We start from the raw sequence: 10520 nt of genomic DNA on the forward strand, positions 1-10520 counted from the left end.
GGCAGGGCGCTGGCCTCACCGACGGGACTGCCGGCCTGGCGCGAGCGGATGGCCGCGGCCATCGCCGTGCAGGTGCCCGGCCCGGGCGCGCGCTTCGTGCAGGCGCTCGCGCTGGGCGACACCCGGGCGCTGGGGCAGCGCGACTGGGACGACCTGCGCGCGCTGGGGCTGACCCATCTGATCGCCATTTCCGGGTTCCACGTCGGGCTGGTCGCGGGGTTTGCGGCGGCACTGGCGTCGCTCGCCTGGCGGTTGCTCCCGATGCTGGGGCTTTGCTGGCCCCGGCCGCTGGCCGCCGCGCTGGCGGCCGTGGCCGGGGCTGGCCTGTACGCGGCAGCGGCCGGTTTCGCCCTGCCAACCGTGCGCACGGTGCTGATGATCGCGGTGGTGGCGCTGGCCCGGTGCACGCGGCGGCCCGGCACGGTCGGGCAGTCGCTGGCACTGGCTGCGCTGGCGGTACTGCTGGTCGACCCGCTGTCGGTGCTGGCGCCCGGGTTCTGGCTCAGCTTCGCCGGCGTGCTGTGGCTGGTCTGGTGCCTGCCGGGTCGCGACCTGCACTGGCTGCGCACCTTCCTGGCCGCCCAGGGCGTGGCCACCCTGGCGCTGCTGCCGCTGACCGTGGCGCTGTTCGGCCAGGCCTCCCGCGCCGGGCCGCTGGTGAACCTGCTGGCGATTCCGTGGTGGAGCCTGGTGGTGGTGCCGCTGTCACTACTGGGGACAGGATTGGAGGCGGTATACGAAGGTGCCGGGCGCTGGCCGTGGCGTGCGGCCGCGGCCTGTTTCGAGGCCAGCTGGTGGCTGTTCGGCGTCGTCGCGCGGCACCCCTGGGCGCTGTGGTGGGCGCCACTGGCGGGCGCAGGCGCCGTACCGGCAGCCCTCCTCGGCGTGTTCTGGATGCTGCTGCCGCGTGCCGCCGGGGCCCGTCTTCCGGCCCTGCTGTTGTGCCTCCCGCTGCTCTGGCCGACCCGCGACCGTCCGGCGCCCGGCGAGGTCGAACTGCTGGTCATGGACGTCGGGCAGGGACTGGCGGTGTGGGTGCGCACCCATCGGCACCGCCTGCTGTACGACGCCGGTCCGGCGGCGGAGGGCGGTTTCGACGCCGGCGAGCGGGTCGTCGTGCCTACCCTGCACGCAGTGGGCGAAGCTGGCCTTGACCGCGCGCTGCTCAGCCACGGCGACCGCGATCACGCGGGTGGCATGCCGGCCGTGCGCCTTCACTTCGGCAATCCGCCGCTGCATGCCCCGGCCGGGGCGGTGCACGCCGACCTTGAGCCCTGCCAACGCGGGGACGCCTGGCGCTGGGACCAGGTGGACTTCACCTTCCTGCATCCGCCTGCGGGAATGGACTACGCCGGCAACGCCAGCAGCTGCGTGCTGCGCATCCAGACCGTGCATGGCGCCGTGCTGCTGACCGGCGACATCGGCCAAGCCGAGGAAGCGCGTTTGCTGGCGACCGCACCCGGCGCGCTGCGCGCCGAGGTTGCGCTGGTGGCCCACCATGGCAGCGGCGGGTCCTCCAGCCAGGCGTGGGTACAGGCGGTGTCGCCCCGCCTGGCGATCGTGTCGTCCGGGCACGGCAACCGCTTCGGGCACCCGCGCCGGGAGGTGGTGCAGCGCTGGCGCGACGCCGGTGCCGAAGTACTGGGCACCGCCGACAGCGGTGCGCTGCGGATCTGGCTGGGCCGGGACGGGCTGCAGGTCCGCGAACAGCGTCTTTTCGAACGCCGTTGGTGGGATGCCGCGGAGCGGGCGCGGTCGGCTGCTATCCTATCGACGATCATAGAGACGGCCAATGGGCCGGAGGGTTGAACCGTGTGGGAACTGGTCAAGGCCGGTGGCTGGCCGATGCTGCCGCTGCTGCTGTTGGGCGTACTGGCTTTGGCGATTGTCCTGGAGCGTTTCTGGACCTTGCGGCGCAATGAGGTCCTGCCCGCCGGGCTGGGCCAGGAAGTGCGCAACTGGGCCGCGCGCGGCAAGCTCGACCCGACCCACATCCAGTCGCTGCGGGCCAACTCGCCGCTGGGCGCGCTGCTGGCCGTGGCGCTGGAAGCGCGCAACCGCCCGCGCGACCAGATCCGCGAGCGCATCGAAGATGCCGGCCGGCACCTGGTGCACCGCATGGAGCGTTATCTGAATGCGCTGGGCACGATCGCCTCGGCCGGTCCGCTGCTGGGCCTGCTCGGCACGGTGGTCGGCATGATCCAGATGTTCATGGGCATCCTCGACCACGGCGTAGGCGATGTGAACCAGCTGGCCGGCGGTATCGGCAAGGCGCTGGTGTGCACCGCCACCGGCATGATCGTGGCCATTCCCGCGCTGATGTTCCATCGCTACTTCAAGGGCCGCATCGGCGGTTACGTGATCGAGATGGAAATGGAAGCGTCGGCCCTGCTCGATGCGTTGGACGGCCGCCCCAGCGTTCTGAACACGCCGCCCCGCGCCGGCGCCGCGTCTGCGGCTGCCGCCCCCGTCACGGCCAAGGGCTGACGGATGCGCATCCGCAACGACCGGGTCCAGGACGAGGTGCATATCGATCTGGTGCCCCTGATCGACGTCATCCTGGTGCTGATCATCTTCTTCGTGGTCACCACCACCTTCGACGCGCGCTCGACCCTGCAGCTGCAGTTGCCGACCGCCAGCCAGCAGGACACCACCGAGCCGCCGCGTTCGCTGAGCGTGCTGGTCAACGCCGAAGGCCGCTACTTCATCAACGACCAGGAAGTGCTGCGCACCGACGTCGAGTCGGTCAAGCAGACCATTGCCGCCGTTGCCGGCAGCGACCGTGAACAGACCGTGCTGCTGCGCGCCGATGCCCGCACCCCGTACCAGGCCGTGGTTACCGCCCAGGACGCCCTGGGCCAGCTCGGCTTCCGTCGCATCGCCATCGCTACCGCGCCGGAGGTGCGTCCATGAGTAAACAACACGCGCCGATCTGGCCGATCTACAAACGCCTGCTGGGCTATACCCGCGCCTACTGGGTATTCATGGTCGCGGCCGTCATCGCGATGGTGATCGAAGCGCTGGCCGGCTACCACTTCACCAAGCTGATGGAGCCGCTGGTCAACCGCGGCTTCGTCAATCCCGAGCCGCGCATGGCGGTGATCCTGCCGCTGACTATCCTCGGGCTGTTCATGATGCGCAGCCTGGCCACCCTGGTCAGCGACTACGCGCTGGCCCGCACCGGCCGCAGCGTGGTCCGCGACCTGCGCGAGCAGGTGCTGTCCAAGTATCTGCACCTGCCGTCGTCGCACTTCGACAGCGAAGCCACGCCGGTCATGGTCAGCCGGCTGAACTACGACACCGAACAGGTCACCCAGGCCAGCGCCGACGCGCTCAAGACCCTGGTCGCCGACACCCTGACCATCATCGCCATGCTGGTGGTGATGCTGCAGATGAGCGTCAAGGTGACCGTGGCGATGCTGGTGGTGGTGCCGCTGATCGGTGTGATCGTGTCGTTCGTGGGCAAGCGCTACCGGCGCATCAGCCGCGGCATCCAGGACGGCATGGGCAGCATGGCCCAGACCGCCGAACAGTCGCTGGCCGCGCAGCAGGAAGTGAAGGTGCACGGCACCCAGGCGCACGAGATCGCGCGCTATTCGCGCCTTGCCAACCGCATGCTCGGCCTCAACATGAAGGTCGAAACCACGCGCGCACTGGCGTCCAGCACGGTGCAGTTCCTGGCTGCGCTGGCGCTGGCGGTGATCGTGTGGGTGTCGACCCGCGAAGCACTTGCCGGCCGCTTGAATGCCGGCCAGTTCATGGGCCTGATGACCTCGATGATGGCGATCATCCCCTCGCTGCGTCGCCTGACCAGCGTGCAGACGTCGATCTCGCGCGGCGTGGCCGCCGCCGAACGCCTGTTCGGCATCCTCGACCTGCCGGTCGAGCGCGACCAGGGCAGCACGCGCGCCCAGCGCGTGCGCGGCGAGCTGTCGTTCGAGCACGTGATGCTGCGCTATCGCGAAGACACCGGCATCGCGCTGGACGACATTACGTTCGAGGCCAAGCCGGGCACCGTCACCGCCATCGTCGGCCGCTCCGGCAGTGGCAAGACCAGCCTGATCCGCCTGGTGCCGCGCTTCTATGAACCCAGCGGTGGCTGCATCCGTCTCGATGGCGTGCCACTGGACGAGTACCCGCTGGCCGACCTGCGCCGGCAGGTGGCGATGGTCGGGCAGAAGGTCATGCTGTTCGACGACACCGTGGGCGCCAACATCGCCTATGGCATGGACGCGACCGACGAACAGATCCGCAAGGCGGCCGAAGCGGCCAATGCGTGGGAGTTCATCGAACGCATGCCGCAACAGCTGCAGACCCCGGTGGGCGAGAACGGCGCGCTGCTCTCCGGCGGCCAGCGCCAGCGCCTGGCGATCGCCCGCGCGATCCTGCGCGACGCACCGGTGCTGATCCTGGACGAAGCCACCGCCGCGCTGGACAACGAATCCGAGCGGCTGGTGCAGGACGCATTGCAGCGCCTGATGCCCGAACGCACCACGCTGGTGATCGCGCACCGCCTGTCCACCATCGAGCACGCCGACCAGGTGCTGGTGATGGACCATGGCCGCATCGTCGAACGCGGTACCCACAGCGAGCTGCTGGCGCTGGGCGGGCTGTACGAACACCTGCACAAGATGCAGTTCCGCGAAAGGCAGTCCTGATGGCGTCCAAGGGGTCCCAGACGCCGTCGTACTGGTATGACGGCAGTGCGGTTCCGTTCGCGGCGCGCGTGCTGGCGCCGGTGTACGGCGCCGTGGTGGCGCTGCGCAGGGCGCTGTACCGGCGCGGCTGGTTCAAGCGCCACGCGTTGCCGGTGCCGGTGATCGTGGTCGGCAATGTCACCGCCGGCGGTACCGGCAAGACCCCGCTGACCATCGCCCTGGTCGACCGCCTGCGCGAAGCCGGCTGGAAGCCCGGCGTGGCCAGCCGTGGCTACGGCCGCGAAGACGCCAAGCTGGCGCGTTGGGTGGATGCCGATACCGAAACCGCGCTGGGCGGCGACGAGCCGGTGCTGATCGCCTGGAAAACCGGCGTGCCGGTGCGGGTCGATGCGGATCGCGTGGCGGCCGGCAAGGCGCTGATCGAAGCGGGCTGCGACATCATCGTCTGCGACGACGGCCTGCAGCACTACCGGCTGGCGCGCGACATTGAGATCGAGGTGGTCGACGCTCAGCGTCGCTACGGCAACGGGCGGCTGATTCCGGCCGGTCCCCTGCGCGAACCGGCCAGCCGCGCGCGCGACTGCGACTTCCGCGTGGTCAACCTGGGCCAGGCCAGCGCCGACCCGGCCGCGCTGGCATCGTGCGGGTTCGGCGAATGGGCGATGCAGCTGCATATCGACCGCGCCGAGCCGCTCAGCGGCGGCCGTGCCCGCGCGCTGTCCCACTTCCGTGGCCAGCGCGTACATGCGGTGGCCGGCATCGCGCATCCGCAGCGCTTCTTCGAGATGCTGCGCGCGCAGGGCATCGGGGTGGTCCCGCACGCGTTTGCCGACCACCACGCCTACCAGGCGGCCGACCTGCGCTTCGGCAGCGAACTGCCGGTACTGATGACCGAGAAGGACGCAGTGAAGTGCAAGGTGTTCGCCAACGAATGGCATTTCGCCGTGCCGTTGTCGGCCGACCTGCCGGCTGCGTTCTGGGTCGCGCTGCTTGACCGTGTCGATAAACTCGGCATGCGCTGAGCGCTGCCGTTTCGTTGCGTTTTTCCGGAGGTGTCCCGCATGAGCCAGCCCGTCGATTTCGTTGTCGCCATCCCGGCGCGCTACGCCGCCTCGCGCTTGCCCGGCAAACCGCTGCGGCTGCTCGGTGGAACTCCGCTGGTGCTGCACGTAGCCGAGCGCGCCCTCCAGGCCGGGGCACGCGAGGTCTGGGTGGCCACCGATGACACGCGTATTGCGGATGCGCTGCAGGGCCTGCCCACGGTGAAGGTAGCGATGACCGACGCCGGCCACGCCTCGGGTACCGACCGCCTCGCCGAGTGTGCGCGCCAGGCCGGCTGGTCCGACGACACACTGGTGGTCAACCTGCAGGGCGACGAGCCTTTCGCACCGGCCGAGGGCATCCGCGCCGTGGCCGAAGCGCTGGTCTACAGCGGGGCCGACATGGCTACCCTGGCGACCCCGGTCGAAGACGCCGAGACCCTGTTCGACCCGAACGTGGTCAAGGTCGTACGCCAGCAGAACCTGGACGCGCTGTATTTCAGCCGCGCGCCGATTCCGTGGGACCGCGACGGATTCGCGCGTTCGCGCGACAGCCTTTCCGGCCCGTACTGGCTGCGTCATATCGGCATTTATGCCTACCGCGCCGGCTTCCTGCAGCGCTTCGCCGCGCTTCCGCCGGGCCGGCTGGAGCAGCTGGAATCGCTGGAGCAGCTGCGGGTGCTGGAAGCCGGGCACCGCCTGAGCGTGGCATTGTCCCCGGCGGCCTTCCCGCCGGGCATCGACACCCCGGCCGACCTGGAGCGCGCCGAGGCCTGGCTGGCCCGTCGTCAAATTGACGGTGGCACGACGGTTGCATGACGCTCAGTCCTGCATAATCACCGCATGAACGTACAGCTCGTCCAGGACCTTCCCGAATTCGCCACGTGGCTCAACGCTGCGCCGACCACCCTGACCGAGATGCGCGGTCGCCCGGTCGTACTCGCCTTCGTCAACGCCGGGTCGGTCTGGTGCGCGCAGCGCCTGGCCGAGCTGGGCCAGTGGCAGTCGCGCAATCCGGGCAAGCTGCAGCCATTGATCCTGCAGGTACCGCGCTTCGATTTCGAGCGCGAGCCGGAGCAGGCGTTGAAGCTGCTGCGCCGCCAGGGCGTGGGATCGCCGGCCCTGCTGGATGCGGACTGGGATGGCTGGCGACGTTTCAACGTGACCGCCTGGCCGACCCTGGTGCTGCTGGACGCGCAGGGCCGGGAAGTGGACCGCTTGGTCGGTTTTGGCGAGGACCTGGACCGCGCGCTCAATGCGCTGTGCCAGGGCATTGCCGCGCCGCTCGACGGCGACGCGCCGCGCCTGCGCGAGCTGAGCCCGGAGCCGCGCCTGCCGCTGCTGTTCCCGTCCGCGCTGGCGGTGAGCACGGAGCGGCTGTACATCGCCGACAGCGGCCACCACCGCATCCTCGAATGCAGCCATGCCGGCCGCGTGCTGCGCCAGTTCGGCCTGGGCACCGCCGACATGATGGATGGCGGCCCCGGCGAGGCCGCGTTCAACCGGCCCCAGGGCCTGGCGCTGGAGCGTGAGTGGCTGTACGTGGCCGACACCGGCAACCACGCCCTGCGCCGCGTCCACCTGCTGACCGGCCAGGTCGATACCCTGTGCGGCAACGGCCGCCCGGGCGACCCGCGCGAAGGCGCGGTGGCCGATCCCCGCCAGGCGCCGCTGAACCACCCGCAGGGCATCGCCGTGGCCGACAACCAGGTCCACATCGCGATGGCCGGCGACAACCGCATCTGGAGCTACCACCTGGGCCAGCGCACGCTGTCCTGGCGGGCCGGCTCCGGCGCGCTGGACGAGCGCGACGGCAGCGGCCACCTCGCCGCATTCGCCCAGCCGAGCGCGCTGGCCGCCGTGCAGCAGGTGCTGTACGTGTGCGATGCACTGGGTTCATCGATCCGTTCCATGCAGCTGCGTGGCGACCTTGTCCAGACCCTGGTCGGGCAGGGCGCGTGGACGTTCGGCGAACAGGACGGCCCGCGTACCACCGCGTTGCTGCAGTACCCGCAGGCGATCGCAATGAGCCCGGATGCCCCGGTGCTGTGGATCGCCGACGCCGGCAACGGCCGCCTGCGTACCCTGCGCCTGGGCGGCGGTGAATTGAGCACGGTGGAACTGCCGCGCCGCCTGCACGGCCCGTCCGGCCTGGCACTGGGCGGCGGAGCGGTCTGGATTGCCGAAACCGACGCGCACGCCGTGCTGCGGTTCGACCCGGTCAGCGGCGTACTGAGCGACGTGCCGATCAGCGAATGACCCTGCCCACCGCACCGGCCTTCGACGGCAAGGCATTCGCGGCCCACCTGAGCACCGCGCCCGGCGTGTACCGCATGTACGCCGCCGACGACACCCTGTTGTACGTCGGCAAGGCGCGCGCGCTGCGCAACCGGGTGGGCAGCTATTTCAACGGCGCGCCGAAGACCACGCGGATCATGTCCATGCTGTCGCAGGTCGCGCGCATGGACGTCACCGTCACCCGTTCCGAAGCCGAAGCGCTGCTGCTGGAAAACCAGCTGATCAAGTCGCTGTCGCCGCGTTACAACGTCTCGCTGCGTGACGACAAGACCTACCCGCACGTGCTGCTGACCCGCGAGGAGTGGCCGCGCATCGCGCTGCACCGCGGCCCGCGCGCGGTACCCGGGCGTTACTTCGGCCCGTACCCGGGCGTGACTGCGGTGCGCGAAACGCTCAACCTGATGCACAAGCTGTTCAAGCTGCGCAACTGCGAAGACAGCGTGTTCCGCAACCGTTCGCGGCCGTGCCTGCAGTACCAGATCGGTCGCTGCAGCGCGCCCTGCGTCGCGCTCGTGGCTGAAGCCGACTATGCCGAGTCGGTGCGCCGCGCGTCGCTGTTCCTGGAAGGCAAGAGCGACCAGCTGGCGCGCGAGCTTGGCACCCAGATGCAGGCCGCCAGCGAAGCGCTGGAATTCGAGCAGGCCGCGCGCCTGCGCGACCTGGTCACCTCGCTGCGCAGCATGCAGACCCGCCAATACGTCGATGGCCGCGCCGCCGACCTGGACGTGCTGGCCTGCGCCACCCAGGGCGCCAACGCCTGCGTGATGCTGCTGGCGTTCCGCGATGGGCGCAACATGGGCACGCGGCCGTTCTACCCGCGCACCAATGGCGAGGAAAGCGCCGAGGAAGTGCTGGGCGCGTTCGTCTCCCAGTACTACGCCGAGCAGACCCCGCCGCGCGAGATCCTGCTCGACCGCGAGATCCCCGATGCCAGCCTGATCGAGTCCGCCCTGAGTACCTCGGCCGACTACAAGGTGCAGCTGAAGTGGAACGTCCGTGGCGAGCGTGCCGGCTATGTGGAACTGGCCAGCCGCAACGCGCAGATCACCCTGGTCAGCGAGCTCACCAGCCGCAGCGCGCAGCATGCGCGCAGCGAGGACCTGCGGCAGATGCTGGGCCTGGCCGAACAGGTCAAGCGGGTGGAGTGTTTCGACATCAGCCACACCATGGGCGAAGCCACGGTGGCCTCGTGCGTGGTGTTCGATGCCAGCGGTCCGGTGCGGAGCCAGTACCGCCGCTACAACATCAGCGGCATCGAGCCGGGCGACGACTACGCCGCCATGCGCCAGGCGATCGACCGCCGCTTCCGCCGCGCGGTGGAAGAGGAGGGCGTGCTGCCGGACCTGCTGCTGATCGACGGTGGTGCCGGTCAGCTCTCCCAGGCCCAGGCGGCGCTCGCCGACCTCGGCGTGGAAGGGGTGATGCTGGTGGGCGTGGCCAAGGGCGTGGAGCGTCGCGCCGGGCACGAAGCGCTGGTGCTGCCCGACGGTCGCGAGCTGCGTCCGGGCGCGGCATCGCCCGCGCTGCAGTTCATCCAGCAGGTGCGCGATGAAGCGCACCGTTTCGCTATCACCGGCCATCGCGGTCGCCGCCAGAAGGCGCGCATGACCAGCAAGCTGGAAGACATTCCGGGCATCGGGCCGCGCCGTCGCGCCAGCCTGCTCAAGCATTTTGGCGGCCTGGTCGGCCTGAAAGCGGCAGGCGAAGCGGAAATCGCCAAGGTGGAAGGCATCAATGACGCCCTCGCCGCACGCATCTACGCTAACCTGCATGGACTGCCAACGCCCCCTGCGGCTGGCGAGTAGAGAGACGCAATGAAGTTGACCCTCCCCACCTGGCTGACCCTGCTGCGGATCGTGATGATCCCGGTGCTGGTGCTGGTGTTCTATCTCCCCTACACCTGGACCAACTTCGCCTCGGCGGCGATCTTCGGGCTGGCGGCGCTGACCGACTGGCTGGATGGCTGGATCGCCCGCCGCTACGACCTGGCGTCGGCGTTCGGTGCCTTTCTCGATCCGGTCGCCGACAAACTGATGGTGGCGGTGGCGCTGTTCCTGATCGTGCAGGGCCACCCGACCCCGTGGATGGCGTTCTGGGCAGCGGTGATCGTCGGCCGTGAGATCGCGGTGTCGGCGCTGCGCGAATGGATGGCCGAGATCGGCCAGCGCGCGAAAGTACGCGTGGCCCTGATCGGCAAGATCAAGACCACCGCACAGATGGTCGCGCTGCTGTGCCTGCTGTATTCGGTGGCACCGAATACCCCGGTGTCCGATATCTGGATGGGCGAACCGGTGTTCCATATCGGCGACTGGACCCTGGCCATCGCGGCCGTGCTCACGCTGTTCTCCGGCCTGCAGTACCTGCACGCCGCATGGCCGAGCCTGCGCGAGGACGAGCGCGCCGCACGCGAAACCGCGCGTGCGAAAAAGAAGGGCTGAGGGCTATTGACAGCACCGCATTTGGCTGTAGAATTTCGCCTCCCAAGCGGGAATAGCTCAGTTGGTAGAGCGCAACCTTGCCAAGG

At 69.6% G+C, this 10520-nt stretch carries 9 protein-coding genes; all 9 read left to right on the forward strand.

Going from position 1 to position 10520, the window contains the following annotated elements; all coding sequences use genetic code 11:
* Nucleotides 1-1809: DNA internalization-related competence protein ComEC/Rec2 (locus tag RYM47_RS19475; RefSeq protein ID WP_315390159.1), on the forward strand; the 1809-nt coding region annotated here is incomplete at its 5' end.
* 3 nt (nt 1810-1812) lie between these two features.
* Nucleotides 1813-2487, forward strand: a complete 675-nt coding sequence (locus tag RYM47_RS19480) for a MotA/TolQ/ExbB proton channel family protein (RefSeq protein ID WP_315390161.1) — start codon at nt 1813-1815, stop codon at nt 2485-2487.
* A 3-nt stretch (nt 2488-2490) separates the two neighbouring features.
* Nucleotides 2491-2913 carry a biopolymer transporter ExbD gene (locus RYM47_RS19485; protein ID WP_070209310.1) on the forward strand — a complete coding sequence of 141 codons (423 nt, stop codon included), beginning with the start codon at nt 2491-2493 and terminating at the stop codon, nt 2911-2913.
* On the forward strand, nt 2910-4658 hold the full coding sequence (gene msbA / locus RYM47_RS19490; protein WP_315390163.1) for a lipid A export permease/ATP-binding protein MsbA: 1749 nt from the start codon (nt 2910-2912) through the stop codon (nt 4656-4658). Before RYM47_RS19485 ends, msbA begins: the two co-directional genes overlap by 4 nt.
* Nucleotides 4658-5680: a tetraacyldisaccharide 4'-kinase gene (gene lpxK / locus RYM47_RS19495; RefSeq protein ID WP_315390164.1), complete on the forward strand. Its 1023-nt coding sequence runs from the start codon at nt 4658-4660 to the stop codon at nt 5678-5680. Before msbA ends, lpxK begins: the two co-directional genes overlap by 1 nt.
* Nucleotides 5681-5719: 39 nt before the next feature.
* Entirely contained in the window at nt 5720-6517 is a 798-nt protein-coding gene (gene kdsB / locus RYM47_RS19500; protein WP_315390165.1) for a 3-deoxy-manno-octulosonate cytidylyltransferase, read from the forward strand.
* A 24-nt stretch (nt 6518-6541) separates the two neighbouring features.
* Nucleotides 6542-7957 (forward strand): hypothetical protein, encoded by a 1416-nt coding sequence (locus RYM47_RS19505; protein WP_315390167.1) that lies wholly within the window; start codon nt 6542-6544, stop codon nt 7955-7957.
* Nucleotides 7954-9801 carry an excinuclease ABC subunit UvrC gene (uvrC, locus tag RYM47_RS19510; protein ID WP_315390169.1) on the forward strand — a complete coding sequence of 616 codons (1848 nt, stop codon included), beginning with the start codon at nt 7954-7956 and terminating at the stop codon, nt 9799-9801. Before RYM47_RS19505 ends, uvrC begins: the two co-directional genes overlap by 4 nt.
* Nucleotides 9802-9810: 9 nt before the next feature.
* Nucleotides 9811-10434 carry a CDP-diacylglycerol--glycerol-3-phosphate 3-phosphatidyltransferase gene (pgsA, locus tag RYM47_RS19515; RefSeq protein WP_070209304.1) on the forward strand — a complete coding sequence of 208 codons (624 nt, stop codon included), beginning with the start codon at nt 9811-9813 and terminating at the stop codon, nt 10432-10434.
* The last annotated feature ends 86 nt before the right edge of the window (nt 10435-10520 follow it).

This window comes from uncultured Stenotrophomonas sp., assembly GCF_963519125.1.
Lineage (GTDB): Bacteria > Pseudomonadota > Gammaproteobacteria > Xanthomonadales > Xanthomonadaceae > Stenotrophomonas.